General features: G+C 41.9%; 18 protein-coding genes. 6 read left to right on the forward strand and 12 right to left on the reverse strand.

What is annotated here, in order from left to right; all coding sequences use genetic code 11:
- Positions 1-16: 16 nt before the first annotated feature.
- Genes agaV through agaR form a run of 4 tightly spaced genes read right to left on the reverse strand, consistent with a single transcriptional unit; the run spans position 17 to position 3,835 of the window.
- Positions 17-517 carry a PTS N-acetylgalactosamine transporter subunit IIB gene (agaV, locus tag Q7657_RS00965; protein ID WP_107166481.1) on the reverse strand — a complete coding sequence of 167 codons (501 nt, stop codon included), beginning with the start codon at positions 515-517 and terminating at the stop codon, positions 17-19.
- A 20-nt stretch (positions 518-537) separates the two neighbouring features.
- On the reverse strand, positions 538-1,710 hold the full coding sequence (locus Q7657_RS00970) for an SIS domain-containing protein (protein WP_107166482.1): 1,173 nt from the start codon (positions 1,708-1,710) through the stop codon (positions 538-540).
- A 4-nt stretch (positions 1,711-1,714) separates the two neighbouring features.
- Entirely contained in the window at positions 1,715-3,010 is a 1,296-nt protein-coding gene (kbaZ, locus tag Q7657_RS00975; RefSeq protein ID WP_107166483.1) for a tagatose-bisphosphate aldolase subunit KbaZ, read from the reverse strand.
- 48 nt (positions 3,011-3,058) lie between these two features.
- Positions 3,059-3,835 (reverse strand): transcriptional repressor AgaR, encoded by a 777-nt coding sequence (gene agaR, locus Q7657_RS00980; RefSeq protein WP_107166484.1) that lies wholly within the window; start codon positions 3,833-3,835, stop codon positions 3,059-3,061.
- 397 nt (positions 3,836-4,232) lie between these two features.
- On the opposite strand from agaR, the gene Q7657_RS00985 reads away from it, so the two are divergent.
- On the forward strand, positions 4,233-5,786 hold the full coding sequence (locus Q7657_RS00985; protein ID WP_107166485.1) for a sulfatase family protein: 1,554 nt from the start codon (positions 4,233-4,235) through the stop codon (positions 5,784-5,786).
- 100 nt (positions 5,787-5,886) lie between these two features.
- Positions 5,887-6,615 (forward strand): oligogalacturonate-specific porin KdgM family protein, encoded by a 729-nt coding sequence (locus tag Q7657_RS00990; protein ID WP_023935004.1) that lies wholly within the window; start codon positions 5,887-5,889, stop codon positions 6,613-6,615.
- Positions 6,616-6,746: 131 nt separating this feature from the next.
- Here Q7657_RS00990 and Q7657_RS00995 read toward each other — a convergent pair whose 3' ends face one another.
- On the reverse strand, positions 6,747-6,995 hold the full coding sequence (locus tag Q7657_RS00995) for a type II toxin-antitoxin system Phd/YefM family antitoxin (protein ID WP_107166506.1): 249 nt from the start codon (positions 6,993-6,995) through the stop codon (positions 6,747-6,749).
- Positions 6,996-8,239: 1,244 nt separating this feature from the next.
- Between Q7657_RS00995 and Q7657_RS01000 the strand changes: the two genes are divergently transcribed.
- Positions 8,240-9,091, forward strand: a complete 852-nt coding sequence (locus tag Q7657_RS01000) for a hypothetical protein (RefSeq protein ID WP_107166486.1) — start codon at positions 8,240-8,242, stop codon at positions 9,089-9,091.
- A 179-nt stretch (positions 9,092-9,270) separates the two neighbouring features.
- On the opposite strand, the gene Q7657_RS01005 is transcribed toward Q7657_RS01000, so the two are convergent.
- Positions 9,271-10,356, reverse strand: coding sequence for a linear amide C-N hydrolase (locus Q7657_RS01005; protein ID WP_107166487.1), 1,086 nt, complete (start codon positions 10,354-10,356; stop codon positions 9,271-9,273).
- 162 nt (positions 10,357-10,518) lie between these two features.
- Entirely contained in the window at positions 10,519-11,886 is a 1,368-nt protein-coding gene (locus Q7657_RS01010) for an NCS2 family permease (RefSeq protein WP_053986702.1), read from the reverse strand.
- Positions 11,887-12,379: 493 nt separating this feature from the next.
- Between Q7657_RS01010 and Q7657_RS01015 the strand changes: the two genes are divergently transcribed.
- Positions 12,380-13,675, forward strand: a complete 1,296-nt coding sequence (locus Q7657_RS01015; RefSeq protein WP_107166488.1) for an L-cysteine desulfidase family protein — start codon at positions 12,380-12,382, stop codon at positions 13,673-13,675.
- 329 nt (positions 13,676-14,004) lie between these two features.
- Complete coding sequence (locus Q7657_RS01020; protein WP_107166507.1) at positions 14,005-15,264, forward strand: SLC5/6 family protein; 1,260 nt, start codon at positions 14,005-14,007, stop codon at positions 15,262-15,264.
- Between the two features lie 105 nt (positions 15,265-15,369).
- Here the strand turns inward: Q7657_RS01020 and Q7657_RS01025 are convergent, their stop codons facing one another.
- The 5 genes from Q7657_RS01025 to Q7657_RS01045 all read right to left on the reverse strand — a co-directional run bounded on the left by Q7657_RS01025 (position 15,370) and on the right by Q7657_RS01045 (position 18,958).
- Complete coding sequence (locus tag Q7657_RS01025; protein ID WP_053986705.1) at positions 15,370-16,263, reverse strand: DMT family transporter; 894 nt, start codon at positions 16,261-16,263, stop codon at positions 15,370-15,372.
- A gap of 289 nt (positions 16,264-16,552) precedes the next feature.
- Positions 16,553-16,882, reverse strand: a complete 330-nt coding sequence (locus Q7657_RS01030; RefSeq protein WP_107166489.1) for an SMR family transporter — start codon at positions 16,880-16,882, stop codon at positions 16,553-16,555.
- A 17-nt stretch (positions 16,883-16,899) separates the two neighbouring features.
- Positions 16,900-17,265, reverse strand: coding sequence for an SMR family transporter (locus tag Q7657_RS01035; RefSeq protein WP_498827168.1), 366 nt, complete (start codon positions 17,263-17,265; stop codon positions 16,900-16,902).
- A 188-nt stretch (positions 17,266-17,453) separates the two neighbouring features.
- Entirely contained in the window at positions 17,454-18,368 is a 915-nt protein-coding gene (locus Q7657_RS01040) for a LysR family transcriptional regulator (protein ID WP_107166491.1), read from the reverse strand.
- 128 nt (positions 18,369-18,496) lie between these two features.
- Positions 18,497-18,958, reverse strand: a complete 462-nt coding sequence (locus Q7657_RS01045; RefSeq protein ID WP_181319874.1) for a GNAT family N-acetyltransferase — start codon at positions 18,956-18,958, stop codon at positions 18,497-18,499.
- 298 nt (positions 18,959-19,256) lie between these two features.
- On the opposite strand from Q7657_RS01045, the gene Q7657_RS01050 reads away from it, so the two are divergent.
- Positions 19,257-20,126, forward strand: a complete 870-nt coding sequence (locus Q7657_RS01050; protein WP_107166508.1) for a hypothetical protein — start codon at positions 19,257-19,259, stop codon at positions 20,124-20,126.

Below are 20,126 nucleotides of genomic sequence, written 5' to 3' on the forward strand. Positions count from 1 at the left end.
GATTAGGCTGTCGCTGTTATGCCGCGCTCATCGCCAGTTCAAGTACATTGATTGGGTTTTGATCTGGGGTATTTTGAATCGTACACGTTACCCCTTTTGCCACCATGCGTTCGAACGCATTGATGTCTTTGTCATCCACAGAGACCGTTTTATTAATTTGGCGTTTACCTTCGTGGTAGTGCATGTTGCCAACATTACAATGTGTAATTGGCACACCACCTTCCACTAAACGTGCAACGTCAGTTGGGTTATTACAAAGGATGAAGATTTTTTGTTGTGCTGATGCTTTGTGGATCACATCAATGGTTTTTTGAATCGAGAAGAAACGAACCGCATATTCACCACCTGCTGATGCTTTCATACCCGCCTGCATGAAAGCAGCATTTGGGCCTTCAGCGGCATCGTCATTAGCAACCAGAATAAGGTTTGCACCAGAATGTTTACCCCACGTAATACGAATTTGACCATGTAGCAAACGTTCATCAATTCGTGTCCATACAATATTTGGCGTTGTCATGATAGTTCTACCTTTCGTAATTATTTCAAATAATCATATAAATAATGGATAGTAACTCCTTGTACTACACGGTTAACTTCTCCAGTAGGACATGGGTTATCAGGTGTATTCCCAAGCGCAAGTGAACGGTGGAACGAGTACATTTGCGCATACAGCATGTAAGGGAAAAGCAATTCAATATCTGTCACATCATCCATGTTCGGTACTTGAATCACTTCAGCTTGCGTTTCAAGTGCATCCGCTTGTGCCGTAATGGCAACCACATGCGCTGCGATGTTATCGCGGCAAATTTCAGCTAACAGATCCAGATCATATTTACGGGTATATGGGTCATTACTGATGAAAACCACAATCATGGTGTTCTCATTCACAATCGATTTAGGACCGTGGCGGAAGCCTAATGGCGAATCGTACATCGCAACCACTTTACCTGCGGTCAGCTCCAGTAATTTCAGCGCCGACTCTTGTGCGAGTCCTTGTAGGCCACCACTGCCTAAATAAATAACCCTTTCGAAGCTATGGTTAGCAGTATCCTTGATTTGTTGATTTAAATCTTTGATCAAACCCACAGAACACTTACAAATGCTTTCGATATCTTTCGTGTAAACGTTGTCATACATTAAAACCGAAAAAGCCGCCAGCATCATTGATGAAAAACTTGATGTCATGGCAAAAGATTGATCATTTGTTTCGCTTGGCATTAGAAGTGCAAATGATTGCGCATCATTCTTGCAACGTTTGTATAACTTTCCTTCCCCATTACAGGTCAGTACCAGGTGGTAACACTGCGACAATGTTTGATTAGCAAGCTCAACTGCCGCCACACTTTCTGGGCTATTACCAGAGCGAGCAAATGACACCAGCAGCGTTGGAATATCTTCCGCAAAACACTGGTTAGGATTGGACACGATATCGGTAGTTGATACCGCTTCAACACGACGCTTTAAATGCTGAGAAAGCCCAAGTGCCAATGAACGTCCAGCAAAAGCAGATGTCCCTGCGCCAGTTAAAACAATGCGTAAATTCGGGTGTGAAAATGCCTTATCCATAAAGTCACGAATTTGCATTTGGCACTCTTGAATAATCGCATTGGTTCTTAGCCAACTCTCCGGCTGCTGAGAGATCTCTTTAGCAGTCCAATATCCTGATAACTGCGCTAAATCTGACTCTGAATAACCTAAATACTGTTCCATGTGTTTAAACCTCTACGACTACTTGTTCTGAACATGCTTTTGAATAAGCACGTAATACTTGACAAATTGTGTCTAATACCAATGAGTTAGGATCTAACGAGATCAATCCTTCACGGACATGTTGAAACTGCATTGGCATATATTGACTAAGAAGGGGCAACGGAATATCGACCCGAGATAAATTTCTAAATAAGGTGGCTTGCGCCTGATTAATCACATCATCAGGCCAGTAATAACGCATCCGATCACTGAAACTAAAACAACGAGAAAAACGCTGCTCAGATTCACTGCCGTGGTAATACTTTTGCCAATGCTCTGGTGCTTCACACATCCGAGTTTCGATTAACTCGCGCAAATTAGAGCAATGGGCTTTGGGAATAATTTCAGCTTCGATTTCGCACAAATTAAACAGGGCTTCACGCATCGCAAACGTCAGTGCAGGGCCTACTTTTAAAATGGCAAAATGATCGCGAACCAGTTCGTTATACGCTTGCTGAGTTTGGTAATCAGTTGAGTGGGCTTCAAACACCATTTGCGGATAATCATCGACAACCTTACTCAGTAAATTTGCTTTTTCTGAGCAATAATCAATAACCCCAATATGATCAAATTCCACCCCAGGTTGCACCACTAAACCAATCACTCTTGACCAAATATGACCAATATTGAAAGATTCAAATGCGTTACGATGGGTTTCGATTGTTTTCGTTGCGGCTTGCGGTGAAGTGACATCGACCGTATTCAAGGTTTCAGCAGCACCGCCCGGTACTGGTACTTCTGTACCAATCACGTAAACCAAATCGCTTGCACCGAAAGTCGCTATTGCTGTGCTTTCCGCAACCACAGCTAAACGTGCCGCACGCTGTGCCACAGTCTCATCCGATAACGGGCTAACATCATCAGCACACGCCATGCTGCAATCTAAATGGATTTTCTTAAAACCAGCACTGACGTAAGCGGCGATCAGATCTTCTGATTTTTGCATCGCTTCTTCAGCAGGTAGGTGTTGCCAGCGATTAGGACCTAAATGATCGCCACCGAAAATGACGTTAGATGAAGGGAAATCGTAATGCTTGGCTTTCGCTAAAACGAAATTGCGAAAGTCCACAGGCGTCATACCTGTATAACCACCAAATTGATCAACTTGGTTGGAAGTCGCTTCGATCAACAAGACAGAATTGTCATTTTGTGCTTGAAGAATAGCCGCATCAATAACCAGAGGGTGTGCAGAACACACCGCATAAATACCGACTTGGCTTCCAGCTTTGTGACGTTGAACGAGGCTTTGCAGGGTGTTCATTAATTAACTCCACAATCAACATCTGTAATGTGATCATGGAGTTAATGGTCAGTTTTCCTTTTCGACAATAATAACTTCAACGCGCATATCACGAAGACCAGCAAGGTAATCTTCAGGGATACCGGAATCTGTTACCAAGATATCAATATTTCCAAACTCGCGGATCATGTGGCAGCTACGCTTACCAAACTTAGAAGAATCCGCCACCGCAATCACTTGTTCAGAAATTTCACACATCAAACGATTTAAACTCGCTTCTTGTTCGCTGTGTGTGGTGATACCTGCTCGCAAATCGAAACCATCAACCCCTAAAAACACCTTATCAAAGCGGTAATTTTTAAGGCCAGCTTCTGCTTGTGAGCCCGAAAAAGACAGTGCTTCTTTACGAAGAACACCACCTGACATCAAAACCTCAACACCGGGTGCTGAAGATAACTCCATTGCCACATCCAGACCGTTAGTCATGACAACAACGTTATCCATCGCCTTTAAACTGGCGGCGATTTCTCTTGTTGTTGTCCCAGAATCTAGAATGACTGTGTCACCACTATGGATCAGTTGAGCAGCCGCTTTTCCAAGAAGAGATTTAACTCCGGCATTATTACGACGCTTTTCATGAATCGTTAATTCAGCAATCACACCTGAGTTTGGAATTGCAGCACCATGAGAACGCACCACATAACCATTCTTTTCTAAGAAACTCAGATCACTGCGAATAGTGACACTTGAGACATTAAATTTTTCGGCGAGATCCTCAACACGGGCTTTACCATCTTGATTAACCACGGTGACGATTTCCATTCGCCTTTCGATTGCACTTTTCACTTTTGTCTCCTTGTGAAACCAAACTACTAGCTTTCATTTGATTTCGAATTCAGCTTACACCTAAAAAACAATGTCACAACGCAGAAAGATAAAACTTTTGAACCCTTTCACAATCTTTCGATATGTTTCATTTTTATCTTACGTAACATTACGGAAGTGCTTCTATCATATAGAACGAAAGTCAATAAACCAACTCTCCTATCATCTAAATTTATAAAATACCTAGACTTAACGAAATTTATCAGTGCAACAGAGCAAATAATTACATCTTTTAGCTTTCATTTTCTTTTATGTGATCAATAACGCAGTCAATTTACTTTCATTACCTTACGATCCGAAGCAATTCAAAGCACAAATACTCTCGCAATATATATTTTCAATTAATAAGGATTTGTTAATGTCTATATCACGTAGGGGATTACTAAAAGGAATGGCTGCCAGTGGCGCTGTTGCTGCAACTTTGTCGGCTGGCTACACCCAAGCAGCGACATCACCGAAAACAAGCGCAAGCGGCTCACAAAAAAAGCCAAACCTCGTCATCATCTTTCCTGATGAATTTCGTACGCACGCTTTAGGCTTCATGCAACAAGACCCATCCATGACGCCAAATTTAGATAAATTTGCCCGTCAAAGTACCGTACTACGCCAAGCGGTTTCTAACTTCCCGTTATGTACCCCATTTCGCGGCATGTTAATGACAGGGCAATACCCGTATCGCAACGGTATTCAAGGCAATAGCCATACTGGTGTTGAAGGGCAATTTGGCGGTAAAGACTTTGGTATTGAGCTAAAGAAAAGCACCGTCACTTGGTCTGATCTACTGAAACAACAAGGCTACAGCATGGGTTACATTGGCAAATGGCACTTAGATGCGCCAGAAACGCCGTTTGTACCAAGTTACAATAACCCAATGGAAGGACGTTACTGGAACGATTGGACAGCCCCAGATCGTCGTCATGGCTTTGATTTCTGGTATGCCTACGGTACGTATGACTTACACATGAATCCAATCTATTGGACGAATGAAACCCCACGAGATAAGCCACTACATATCAATCAATGGAGCCCTGAGCACGAAGCTGATATTGCGATCAAATACTTACGCAATGAAAACGGTCAATACCGTGATAGCTCACAGCCATTTACCCTAGTGGTTTCCATGAACCCGCCACATTCTCCTTATGATCAAGTACCACAAAAATACCTTGATCGTTTTAGTGGCAAAACCTCACAACAGCTGAATAACCGCCCGAACGTACAATGGGATAAAGCCTATCAAGAAGGCTATGGCCCTAAATACTTTAAAGAGTACATGGCGATGGTTAACGGCGTTGATGAGCAATTCGGACGCATTATTGATGAGCTAGATCGCTTAAACCTAACTGAAGATACGCTTGTGGTGTTCTTCTCTGATCACGGTTGTTGTATGGGCTCAAATGGTCAGCCAACCAAAAACGTTCACTACGATGAAGCGATGCGTATTCCAATGATTTTCCGCTGGCCGGGTAAGATCAACGCACAACAACATGATCTACTGTTCTCTGCCCCTGATATTTACCCAACCTTATTAGGTTTAATGGGCATGGAAGATCTGATCCCAGATACCGTAGAAGGCACAAACTTCGCCAACACCATTAAAGGTATCAAAGGCGATAAAGAGCCAAGCTCCCAGTTCTACACCTTTATGCCGTATGGCGGTCAGTCTTATGGTCGACGTGGTATCCGCACCTCACGCTACACCTTAATGATCGATCGTAAAGTCGGTAAACCTTTGACTTACGTGCTGCACGATAACCAGATCGATCCTTATCAAATGGAAAATATTGCCGCAGCAAACCCAATGCTGATTGAGAAATTAATTCAAGACGAGTTAATCCCTTGGCTTGAGCACACTGGCGATCCGTGGCGACCAACAACCGTTCCCGCACACAGTGCCAATGCGTATTTATGATCCCTGTTCCATCGCGTTTTAAACCCTAAACAACACATGTTTACGCCGCATCACAACAATAACCAAGCGTAAGCACATTAATATAAATTAAGGACAATCCATGAACACCATTACTAAAGTACTGCTAGCAACTACCCTAGTTTCAGCTTCTGGCTTCACCTTTGCGAACGATTATAAAACCACTATTGAATACCGCCACGAATACCGTGATGGTGCAAAAAAACATGGTGATCGCATTAAGGCTTTCTTAGATACCGGCAAGAACATCGGCTTTGAATTAGACGCACGTTATAACAACGATCAAAAAGACACCATGTTCGATGGCATGACCATGAACGGCTCTGAATTCTCAGCGTTTTACTACACCAAACTCAACCCTAACTTGGTCGGTATTGGTGGCTTGTCGCTAGATTTCACTTCAGATGGTTTAGTGTATGTGCCATACGCACGTTTAAATTACCGCTTCGATAACGGTATTCGTGTGCAAGGTCGTTACAAGTGGAAACTTTGGGACTACAGCATGAACAACACTGCTGGCGAAGCTTATGTATCTAAAATTCAACAAGCTGACTTCTGGCTTGGCTACAACACCAATGACTGGGATTTCCAATACGAATTCCAAGTATGGAAAGAAATGGAAAGCGGCGCACTGCCACAATTTGATGATAAAGACACTAACTACCTACATAACTTCCGCTTGATGTACACCTACAAAACCGCAGAAGGCACCATGTGGCGTCCATTTATTGAAGTGGGTAACGTAAGCCAAAGCCGTTACACCGATAACCGCCAAACACGTTACCGCACAGGTATTAAATACACTTGGTAATCTGAGCTAAAAATGACAAAAAAGCCTCATGGTGAATGTTCACTGTGAGGCTTTTTGTTTTGTGGGGAAAATATTAATTAAGATCATGATAGTTATTATCAAGACGTTTCATCACATTGCGAAAATTAAGTTTATAGATCATCAATATTGACCGAAATACTCTCTTCAGATTCACGTTCTTTAGCAACAGTAAGTAATTCCAGATCTTCAAGCTTGTCGATCATCCTTTCAAATTCTTCGACAGGCACACAATAAAATGCAGTCTTATTACCGTTAAGTACAGCGACAGCCTCCCCATTTGACTTATCTACAACATTCATTGGGTTTGCTTTAAATTCAGCAAGACTTACTGAAATATTCGTTAAAACTCTCATAGTCATATCATTTATCACTAAAAAACTCATCACTATAGTCACATTAGTTTCAGGTACACGATCTAACAAGTGATTTTAAAATAACTTCAACCCAACATTACCAATAGACAATATTTGAATTAAAGCGAGATGGTTTAATTAGAACAATACGGCTTAAAATCAGCTAAAAAATAACCACTATTGTCCTACAGAGTAATTGCCCCATTACTTGTTAGACCTAATACTCATTTATATCGAATTAACGTGATTTTGGATTAGTTTTACTTTTTGACTTTATTAATGTCTGAGAGGGTGAGTAAAAGGATTACTAAATACATTTCTTTAGTTCTGTGATGAGAAAATATTAAAATGACATATAGAAAAAAGCCCCGAAGCAAAAGCAACGGGGCTAGATCGTCTTAAATCGCCAAATGATGCTTAAAACATCATGAACAACTTACTGAGGATAGCTTTCGCAAGCGCACCACACAGTAATTTGCCAACTTCTTCTTTCCACTTAGGGTAAGGTTTCATTGTACAATTCCTCTGGTTAGGAGGAAGACTGGACTCGCCTAGTTCGCCCTTGGATTCGCCAAGTAGGTTTCCTGCTGACTGTTGAATCGCGTGCGCCCGACTTCCGATTTGGGCGTATTTGCCGACACCACTCGCTGCAAACAGACTTGGCTTATTGCCTAAAACTCTGCTAAGAAAATTTCGTTAAGACGGTATTTCTACGGTCATTACGTATTTTTGCTCGCTGTTTGTATAATAATTACCATTCAGGTAAGTGGAAGTCTAAACTTGCATACGCTCAACCAGTTTGCGGAGTATATCTGTAAAATTAGGCACGCACAATACACTGATAACACTATAAAAAATAATTATTTTATGACTATTCCTGTGCTGAAATATCAGTATAATACGCCGCCTGACTTCAATATGTATTGCACTACCCTGTCAATTATCATATATTGGATTTCGTTGGATCGCGTGCGCTTTGTACGTAATAGAAAAAACCTCGACTACCAATCGGGGTTTTTTCGTATCTTGCGTTACGATTTTTACACTCTTTATCCATAAAAACACTTTAAAAGATAAAAGCTGCGATTTAAGTTCATGATGTTTATAAACGAAATGAATATTGTAATTAATGCATGCACCTTTATGTAAAAGTAAGAATGCTAATTAATAAACTGTTAATTGTGAAACTCATTCCATAGGTGAACTAACTCGATTAAAATACGCAGCAGTATTAATAATGAGTTTTTATCATGACCCCTCTAAAAAGTTGTGAAATAGAATTATCCCGATTCTTCAACAAATATTTCAAGTACTGTGCTTCATCGGATGCAGATGATCTTAAAGAGTTACTCTCTGTAATGTGCAGTGCATGCGAGAAATTAGAAAAAGTAAAAGCGGTTAATTTTGGCAAAAACAAACGTTATCGAGCTCTAAAAGCGCTAAGAAATTTTGCTACTCACGAATCAGAGTTACTTAATTCTTCTAAAGCTATTTCTCTTGCATCTGTAACAATGGTGCATGCTGAAGTTCAACTCATGAGCTTGTTGCCTCGTGAAGTGGTCGATTATGCAATACGTAATCTAAAATCGAAACAGACGATAAGGTATTTGAAAGAAGTAACCATCAACTATGGGAAATATGTAGATATATATCCAGCTTTATTCAACTTTACAGTAGACCTCTATTTTGAAGCTGTAAATCATAACCTTAATATTGAGGGTGCGGGATTTAAAGAACTTGAAAACTCAATAAACTATGAAAAGTTAAATGGCTTTCCCCATTATATAGATGGAAAAATCATCGTCCTCGATGGCTCTGATGTAAATACCTTTATTGAAACTCAAGCTATAAGTATTGAAAACAAACAATGTGAAGTTAGCAAGGCTCCTATCGGTGAAGACGGACTCAAAAGTTATGTCACAGCTTATGAAAAAATGCCTTTTGAACAAGTAAACATGATGAAAAAAGAGGATAAAAACTATATCTTAAATCTTCTTATCGACAGTGGTGTTGTTACATCTAATGGTAATGAAGTGAGTTCCACACGACCACTTAATCCAATTGAAACTATTATCGTCCACGAGCACCTAGATAAAAAGTAATGTAACGTTAACTCTTAACAGGACTATCATTACTTTTCCTAATATCTGTTAGTCAAAATAGGACTAATACTCTAACCAATTTTTTCCAAAAATGAGTTAGCAATTCAAATCACTCATCCACCAGCCACAAAAAAGGGCAGAAAACTCTGCCCTTTTGTTTATTTCAACCTGTGCCTGAATTACTTCACAACCACATCTTGGTAAGAGAACTTACCGTTATCTAGCGGCTGCTTGTGCTCAGTTTTCGCATTGAAATCTAGCTTAGATAAATCCACACGGCGGATAGTGCTGTCGTGCATGGTTTTGTAGAACAACAAACCATTGCCTTGATCTATAACCGATGTCCACTGTGTCGCACTTGGTAGATCTGGAATGTGCGACTTATCGTTAAACTCACTACCAATTGGAATATCGAAGTTGTTCAGAATATGGAACGCTTGCGATACCGCCTCTTGTGAAGTTTTCATCACAGGGGCACTATTTACATAGAATGCCGCACGAACAAAGCGTGATGGTGGTGAAATGTCACCCGGTAGACCAACAAAGTTAGAACCCACACCAAACGATTGTGCTTCTACACCATTAATTTTCTGCGGAGCACTGATACCCGGATGCAAATTAATGTAGTTGTTTAGGTTCGTTACTTGCCAGTTGTAGTCTGGCGAGTTGGTTAGCACTTTAGCGGTGTTCTTATGAATGTTGATTTTGCCGTGATCCATAATTTCGATAACAATGCTGTTGCCTTGCTTATCAGAAACACGCCAGTGTGCCGTTGGCGAAGGATTACCTTGCTCATCAAAATACACTGTTACAATCTTGATTTTGCTTAGTGCCGCTTCAACTTCTGCCACTGTTGAGTATTGGCTTAACATCCAGCGAACAAAGTCCATATCTGTGATGTTATTGGCAGTGTTTTTCGGATCGTATTTCGCAAGAGAGCCGTAACCACGGAAGTAGAACAGACCTGCTGTTAAACCTTTCTCGTTAATACCTTCCGCAATGAAGCGATCATCACTTACTGAAATACCAGCAAAACCGTATTTGCTCTTCCATGTTAGACCTTGCTTTTGATCTGGCATGGTAGCGGTGTAGCTATAATCGCGTGGAGACACAATTAGCTTACTGTTTAGATCGCTATGACCCCACTCGATAGTACGAGCTTGGATATGATCATTGCCTGTTGTACCCAGTGTAATACCCGTACATGCATTGGCTGCAGTGCTGAAGCAAGATGCGAACAACAGTGTTAATAAAGTCTTTTTCATAAATACGCCTGTGAATGTAAACGCATACAATAATATGAACCGATGATAGTACATTTTGGCAGATAAAAAACAATGTTTTTTCAGCTTTTATGTATAAAAAAACCCACAAAGCGTGGGTTTTTAATTATTTATTCAGTATAGACGGAAATATCTAAGGTTCGATTAAATCGCCCAGCCACCAGCGTAGAATACGACTAGCGCAATCGCAATTAATACTGTACCGATATTGAGCTTTTTCACTTCACCAGAGATAAGGCGACCCACCACTAGTGCAGCAAAGCCAAGCATGATACCTGTTACGATATTACAGGTAAGCACGATAAACACGGCGCACAATAGACCAGATAACGCATCAACAGAATCTTCCATATCTAGCTTGCTTACGTTACTTAGCATCAATAGACCAACATACATAAGTGCAGGTGCTGTTGCGTAAGCAGGGACTAGGTAGCTAAGCGGTGCTAAGAACAACATAAACAGGAACAATACGCCAACCGTTGTTGCGGTTAAGCCTGTTTTACCGCCAGCTGCTGTACCTGCTGCTGATTCAATATAAACTGCGGCTGGTGAGCCACCAACGAAACCTGCAAAGATGCTACTTACTGAGTCTGCGGTTAGGGCTTTACCACCACTGATGATATGACCACGCTCGTTAAGTAAGTTCGCTTGTCCTGCAACGGCGCGAATAGTACCTGTTGCATCGAAAATAGCAGTCATTACCAATGCCAGTACCGTTGGTAAAATCACTGGGTTTAATGCGCCCATGATATCCATTGAGCCCAGTAGCGATTCACCATCTTGACCGAATGTTGGCAGTGCGAAGAAACCGTGGAACGTCACTTTTGGATCGAAGATTAAGCCGATTATAGAAATGGCAATGATCACCAATAAAATGCCACCCGGTACACGACGCTTTTCTAAACCTAAAATTGCCGCTAGACCCAAAATCGACATGATCACAGGAAATGCAGTGAAATCACCAAACGCAACAGGTAAACCTTCGGCTGGGTTTTTGATCACAAGGCCAACACCGTTAGCTGCGATCAATAGTAAAAACAGACCAATACCAATGCCTGTACCGTGTGCAATGCCGTTTGGCATGTTCTTCATGATCCAAGTACGTACACCTGTTACGGTGATCACGGTAAACACTACACCCATTAAGAACACTGCGCCCAAGGCAACTGGAATGCTCACCCCTTGCCCTAATACAAGGCTAAATGCAGTAAAGGCCGTTAATGAAATCGCACAGCCAATGGCCATAGGTAAACGTGCCCATAAGCCCATTAATAATGAACCAAATGCTGCTACCAAACAGGTCGCAATAAAAACAGCGCCCTGATTAAACCCTGCCGCACCTAACATGCTTGGCACCACAATCACGGAATACACCATGGCTAAAAAGGTGGTTAAACCTGCAATCACTTCCTGTTTAACATTGCTACCACGAGCAGAAATTTCAAAGTAACGATCCAGTTTACTTTGAGGCTCAGAATGAGATGGGCGTTGATGTGTGCTGTCAGCAGACATGGTAAATTCCTATTTAATCTATGTAACGATGCTTTTTTCAGCTAAAAACGTCTGAGGCTATGCAACGCAAACGTTTTCCTTTTCATCAAAAATAAAAGGCTGATGTTTCCATCAACCTTATTTTTGCGCGGCGATCATACCTATAAACCCCTATCTTGCGCTACCGATAAATCATATTTCTTATTTAAAAACGTATGTTTCTTACAATCTCGACATAAAAACATACAAATTAAAGATAGCTCCTTGCGAAAACCATCACTACAAAATATGTGATATCGCTTGCAAAGGCACTTTTTTAGGTTCAAATGGGAGAAAACCTTTCTCTTTCTAGCTCAATTTGACCCGAAATTGGCAATTTTTTTCTTCGATATCGAGCGTATATTTGCCTCGTTTTCCATACCCTTATTAATAAAAGGGATAAAGGACAACACCTGCTTTCTATTTCTTCTTTTGGTCTTATTTTTTCTCCTGTTGGAGTGTAAAGGTGGTTGTGATGAGAACGGATCTTTGGCCTGCATTTATTAACGTGATCAAACGTGATGTGGTTCCTGCATTAGGTTGTACCGAACCTGTTTCTGTGGCGCTTGCCGCAGCTATCGCGATGGAGCAATTTCCATCACAAGATCGCACCATCACTCACATTGAAGTGAAAGTATCACCAAATCTAATGAAAAACGGCATGGGAGTAATGGTACCGGGCACTGGCATGGCAGGTTTAGCCATCGCAGCTGCAATTGGTGCCCTAGCAGGTAACAGCCAAGCACAATTAGAAGTATTAAAAGACATTACCGACAGCGATGTTGAACAAGCTAAATCGTTATTAAATGCCAACAAAGTAAGTGTTGGTGTGGCAGATGTCAGCAACATTCTTTATGCCCAAGTGAGTATCTACAGCCAAGATCACTGCGCTATGGTGACGATTGCTGATACTCATACCCAAGTATTAGCCATTGAGCTTGATGGCATTACGACGTTCCGAGCACAGCCGCAAACCAAGCAAGCTGACGACAACCATCACAATCCTTTTATTGATACGTGTGCGCAAGATGTATTTGATTTTGCCACCCAAGCACCGCTTGACGATATTGCGTTTATTGAACAAGCCTTCGAGCTTAACGATGCGCTATCGCATGAAGGGTTAAACAGCAAATACGGGTTAGAAATTGGCGCAACGTTCCAGCGCAATGTTGATCGTGGTTTACTCTCTGGCGGTCTATTAACGGATGTTTTACGCCGTACTGCTGCCGCTTCTGATGCGCGTATGGGCGGTGCAATGAAGCCTGCGATGAGTAACTCTGGCTCTGGTAACCAAGGTATTGCCGCGACCATGCCTGTGGTTGTGGTTGCTGATTTTATTAACGCTGATCGCGAACATTTAATTCGAGCCTTGATGCTGTCTCATCTAATGGCGATTTATATTAAGAGTCATCAAAACAAGTTATCGGCATTGTGCGGTGCAACCACGGCATCAATGGGTGCGGTATCAGGTATTACATGGCTATTAGGTGGTAACTTTGAACAGATCAGTGCCGCGATTTGTAGCATGATCGGTGATATTACGGGCATCATTTGTGATGGTGCAAAAGCAAGCTGTGCGATGAAAGTCTCTTCTGCAGCAGGCTCGGCGGTGAAATCGGCATTAATGGCATTAGATGGTATTCGAGTTACAGGCTGTGAAGGCATTGTGGCGGATGATGTTGATAGCACTATTCGTAACTTGTCAGCACTAGCGAATGGGGCGATGACCCATACTGATGTTCAAATCCTTGATATCATGGTTAATAAGTAATCATTCTTCACACCACCAGCGTTTGATAGCTCGCTGGTGGTACTTTCCTGCAATTAAATAGCTTTTCTTTTTTCTTCTGAAAAAGAGTAAGTTTTCCTCCTTGTTAGTTACTAAAAACAAAACAATCATTAAAAGCAGGAAATTACCTGTTCTATATCTTTTTAAGAGATATGTTATTACTTTTAGTTATTTAGGAAATATAACACCAGATCCATAATCCGATCATTCGCTGTCAGCATAACAATGATTATAAGCTGGGATATATGACTAAATCTGAAGTAGACACCACCCTCTCTGATAAAGAACGTCCTCTCTATCAACAAGCCAACATGACACCTCAACAATGGAAAGCTGCCACTAAGTTCGACAGTGTTGATATTGGTTGGATTGTAATGAGCATCGGTATGGCAATTGGCGCTGGGATTGTTTTTCTCCCTGTGCAAGTTGGCGTAATGGGCCTATGGGTCTTTTTGCTGTCTTCTGTCATTGGCTACCCTGCCATGTATTTGTTTCAGAAACTCTTTATCAATACTCTTGCTGAATCAAAAAAATGTACCGACTACCCTGGGGTGATCAGTGGTTATCTTGGTAAAAACTGGGGTATCGCCTTAGGCATTTTATATTTCATCATGCTAGTGATTTGGGTATTGGTGTACTCCCTTGCCATTACCAATGACAGTGCCTCTTATTTACATACCTTTGGGGTAACCGAGAGCCGTTTAAACCACAATATTTTCTATGGCTTAGCGTTGATCTGCTTGCTGAGTTACATCGGCTCGAAAAGTGAAAAGTTCCTATTTAAGATCTCAGGCTTTATGGCAGTTACCGTGATTGCTTTAGTCGCTGTGATGGGCGTACTGCTGATCCCACAATGGGATTTTGGCAACATTACCTCAATGGGAGACTGGGGCAAGATGATCAAAGATGCGATCATCACCTTACCATTTACCCTCACCTCGATTTTGTTTATTCAATCATTAAGCCCAATGGTGATTTCATACCGTTCACATGAAAAATCCATTGAAGTGGCGCGTTATAAAGCCTCACGTGCGATGACCATTGCCTTTAGTATTTTGTTTGTGGTGGTGTTCTTCTTTGCAGTGTCGTTTACCTTTGCTATCAGCCAAACGGAAGCCCAACATGCCATGAAAGAGAATATCTCGGCATTGGCAATGATTGCTCACTACTTCCCGGGTAGCTGGGCAACGATTGTGGGTATCGTGATCAACATCTTTGCGGTCGTGACGTCGTTCTTTGGGGTGTTCTTGGCGTTTAAAGAAGCGTGTAAAGGGCTGGCAATGAACATTCTTGAACGCAAGTATGCCCATGAAGAAATCAATACAGAGCTAGTAAATAAACTGACGACGGTATTTATTATTCTGATCGCATGGACGGCAGTGGCATTGAATCTACCGATCTTATCGTTCACTTCTATTTGTTCGCCAATCTTCGGCATCGTTGGCTGTTTGATCCCAGCATACTTGGTGTACAAGGTGCCAACATTGAACAAATACAAAGGCACAGCGACCTACTTGATCATTATTACTGGTATTTTACTCTGTATCTCACCATTGTTAGCTTTCCTTTAATGGTTCAAGTTAACTCTCTGACGTAAAAATCAGACATAAAAAAACGCCGTTGTACACAGCTTGAATAAGCTTGAGTACAACGGCGTTTTTATATCAACTTAGAGCTTAAGCAGGGGTCATTGCCACTTTCGCTTTCTTCGCCTTAATGCGTTTCTGAGCCAGTGCCACACCAGTTAACACCATGATGCCACCAATGTAATGGTAAGACTCTAATTGCTCGTTGAGCATTACACTCGCAATGCCTGCTGCCATAATTGGCAATAGGTTCATGAACATCGCTGTGCGATCGGCACCTAAACGTTCAATTGATAGCATCCATAACCAAGGCGCAATCACTGATGCAAGCAATGCAGCATAAGCGATCAGCGGTACAGCAGGTGCGGTGATTGCCATACGATCGCTACTAAGTAGTAGTGGCGTTAGCATGATGACCGCAAATAGACACTGCACGTATACCGATTTCCACGTCGAGAACGGCATTTTCCAACGCTTTAGTAGCACGCAGTATAGTGCATAAACTAACGCTGCGATCAGCATTAAGAAGTCACCTTGCTTGATACCTTGCGACACTAAACTTTCTACATGACCGTGACTTAGCATCAACACTAAACCACTCAGTGATAGCACTGCACCAACTAAGGCAAACGGTGATAAACGCTGCCCTAATAACGGTACGCTCAAGAACATGCTGATCAAAGGCACTAATGAAATGATCAGCGCAATATTCGTTGCCGTGGTTGTCGCTGCTGCGAAGTAACCTAACGATTGGTTTAGCACCATGCCTAATAAACCAAGGAATGCTAATTTCGCTAGATAAGGTTTAATCACCGCACGATCACGCCAAACAGATTTAGCAACAAAAGGAGTTAACATGACTAATGCGAAGAACCAGCGATAAAACGATATTGCGCCGGGATCAATGACACTGAATGCCATCTTGTTGACAATGGCGTTCCCTGCCCATATTGCAACGGTAATTAAGGGTAATAGATAGAACATTGTCTGCCTTTCTCAAATTATTCTAGTCCAGATACCTACATCTGAATCATTAACGAGGCTATTCTGTCACGTCTTTTAAGATACATATATCTCTGATCGGACATCATAACTCTTTTGTCGGACATATTAATCAGCACTGAAAGCAAGGCTATTTCAGCCATTCGAGCAGAACATGTTGAATTTCAGCGAGTAATGCTTTTTCCCAATATTCAGCGCAGAGAAAGGCAGCAAAAAGCCCAATGGATTAAATATCGCATTGGGCTTTCTTTATATATTTTTGAAAGACGCATTACGCTGTTTTCATCACAATCACCGCAGCGATCACCACTGCAATCCCGACCCAACCGATAGGCTTAAGTTTTTGCTTAAACAGTAGCGAGCCACCTATCGCCGTACCTAAAATACCAATCGCTCCCCATGACGCATACGCTACCGCTAAGTCGATCTCTTTCACCGCTTGCGCTAACAGGGTAAATGCCAACATGACTAGCACAATGGCAGTAATGCCCCAGCGTTTACGGCTAAAACCGTTTGATCGGGTTAATGCCATGTTCGCTAAAATATCGACAAACGCAGCAAGGACAACAAAACCAAATGATAATGTGAAAAATTGACTCATTTTATTGCCTCCTGTTGTTATGCCGACACGCTGGTGGGCGAATGACTTTTGTTATCGTTATGGCTTTCACCGAGTGTCACTAATACGATCCCGACGGTTGCCATCGCTAAACCAATCAGCTCTTGCGTATTTAACTGTGCATCAAACACAAACACTGAAACCATTGTAATAAGCGCAATACCTAGCCCTTCCCAAACCGCATAGGCCACACCAATAGCGATCTTTTTCGCTGCCAATGATAAGAAGAAATACGACACACAAATCAGTGCATACATCACCCAGTAACCCCAATTTCCCCCTTCACTGGAAATAAGGCTCATGGTACTGGTGCCCGCCACTTCTGCGGCAATGGCTAATAATAAGAATATCCGTGCTAACCACATGATTGACTCCGCTATGCTATTTTTTAGGTAGATAGCATCAAATTTCACGCATTCTCATAGTGAAAATACATAAAGTTAATGTATCTACTAGCAAGATTACCGCAGAGCACAAAAGCGCAATAGGTAATTGAGATATTCAAATTTGAATATCTCTTAGTGGGGAAATGAAACACAAATGATCAAAACATTTAACCGAAGGCAGCCTGTATCACCTGATGTAAATGTTGGTAAAGCGGATAATTACGATGGGTTTGAAGATAGCCACCTGAGACCACAAAATGACTGAAATTACGGTTCACCACAGGCATCGGATAGGCATATAATTCCGACATTAAATCGGCAGTACTTTCACTGGCAAACATGATCGCATTGGTTTCTAACAGCATTTGGCAAGCGACTCGTAAATTGAAGGTTTTGAGTAACACTTTTGGCTCATAACCCATGCGCTGATATTCAGATTCAACGGTACACAACGGCTTGTAAGCGGCAGGTGCTGGCAGCGAGACTAATGGTAATGACGCCACCGATGCCCAATCATTACTATCTAGCTGAAGTGTCGGGTGATCTTTTTTCGCCAAGATCACTCGCTTTTCCTTAAAGAGTGGCTGCATGTAAATGTCTTTCGCAATGTCCGTTTCTTGATCCAGAATGCAGTAATCGACTTTGCCTTCCAGCATGTCATCTTGGCTGACGCTATCCCAATTCGAAAATACCAATGACGCCTGTGGAAACGCTTTGTGACAGCAAGATAATAAGTGCTGACCGTGCTCATCCATCAAATAGGGATCAACCACAATCGAAATCGAGCCTTGATAAGTTTCTGGCTTAAATTCAGAGAACTCCAGTAACACTTTTTCTATTGGCGCTAAGATGTTGTCAAATTCATCAGCAAGACGGATCGCAAGGGGAGATGGCTCAACCCCGTGGGCTTTGCGCACAAACAACGGATCATTAAAGAACTGTTTAAGCCTCACCACGCCACGGCTTGCACTTGGCTGTGAGATCCCTAACTGCATCGCTGCCAATTTAATACTGCGATGTTCCACCACCGCTTTTAATAACCGTATTAAATTGAGATCCAATTCTTCTAACTGATGCGACATATGCTTTCTCACCGATAAAACGCCTTTACTGATAATAAAGCCTAAAACAAAACAAGATAGCCAGTTTAACGGCTATCTTGTTTAGATATGAGGGCAAATACGACGCAGAGATAAACTACAAAGCAGTATTAATCCGGACAAACGTTACGGGCGATCATAAACACTTCATCAGCGGAATAGAGCGATTTGATCGTCATTTCCACTTCTGCACCTAATAACTTCTGATAAATCTGTTGCGCAAAGTTATCAGCTCGAGTATTGACCATGATGTGCTTTAATTTACTGCCTTGCTCCGCTAATAACTGTTTCACTTGGGGTAGCGATTGGGTGATCAATTGGGTCGCTATTCCTTGGTTGTGATGACTAGGTAAAACGGCAAGCTGCTCTAACTCTAAAATCACTTCAGGGCGAAAGCCGCTTTTCTGTCCCCACACAATGTAACCCACCACTTCCCCATTAAGCTCTGCGACAAAATTTAAAAAACGTGGAGCAGCGTTAAAGTTACATTTGATCCACTCATAAGAGCGTTGCTGACGTACAAACGTCTGTTGATGCACCTGTGCTGTTTGCTGTAAATCAGCCTCTTCCATTAAACGAATAATCACATTATTTCCTTCTGTTATAACAACCACTCACAGGTGATAAATTACCAATCTTTCTTACAGCTATTCCAGCACTCATTAGCGACATGGGTAAAGTGAAATCTAAAGCGAGATAACCCATTACTGATAAAAACCAGACAAACAATAAAGCCTTAAAACCGCCCTATAAACAAAAAGGTATAGTTATGTTACATCTGGTTACGTTATAGCCATGCTATTACGTATACTAGATAAAAATAGCCCTTTAGAATGCGCGCCATTATCTCTTTTTATGGGCATAGCACACATGCGATTAACGCACTCTCTTCTGCTCGGTAGCTTAGCGTTAGCTTCTTCTTTCTCTTACGCTCAATCTTTTACTCTCCCTCTTTGGAAAGAAAAAGCGGAAGCTCTTGGCTATGAACTCCCAAAACCGATTGGTTTTAACTTAAGCTACATGGCGTTAGAGCAAAACATTGACGTGACGAGCATTGGCTTTAATGGTCTAGAACTGCCTTCTTTTGTGCGAAATATCGATATGCAAGCTGAACAAGGCTCACAAACCAGTGAAGTCGTTACCCTACGTGCTGATATGTGGTTATTTCCGTTTCTGAACCTGTATGTACTCGGTGGCAAGATGACGGGCACATCAGAGACCGCAGTAAACTACGATGTTGCAATTAAGCCTTTATTCCCAAATCGTCCAGATCACCACATTAAAGGTCGTATAGATAACTTCAAACTTGATCTTGATGGCTATTTATATGGTGGTGGTGTAGTGCTGGCGGGGGGATATAAGCAAATCTTTGGCTTAGTTGATATTAGCTATACCGAAACTGAGCTAACCGTCATCGACGGCAGTATATCAGCATGGGTGATCAGTCCTCGTATCGGTTACGACTTTTATCAACAAGGCGTACCACTACGAGTTTGGGGTGGCGCTATGTATCAAAACGTTGAGCAATCTTTATCAGGAAAACTCACCGATTTAGATTTACCCGCAGCATTACATCCTTTAGTGAAAGATGGCACTTTCCATATCGAGCAACAACTGTCGACACCTTGGAACCCAATCGTAGGTATGCAATATCAAGTCAGCCCAAGTTTGTACTTTTTGGCTGAAGCCGGCTTTGGCGATCGTACCAGTATTTTCACCTCCATTGATTTTCGTTTTTAG

Origin of the sequence: Candidatus Photobacterium acropomis, from assembly GCF_030685555.1 — a bacterium.
In the GTDB taxonomy this organism is placed as follows: domain Bacteria; phylum Pseudomonadota; class Gammaproteobacteria; order Enterobacterales; family Vibrionaceae; genus Photobacterium; species Photobacterium lucens.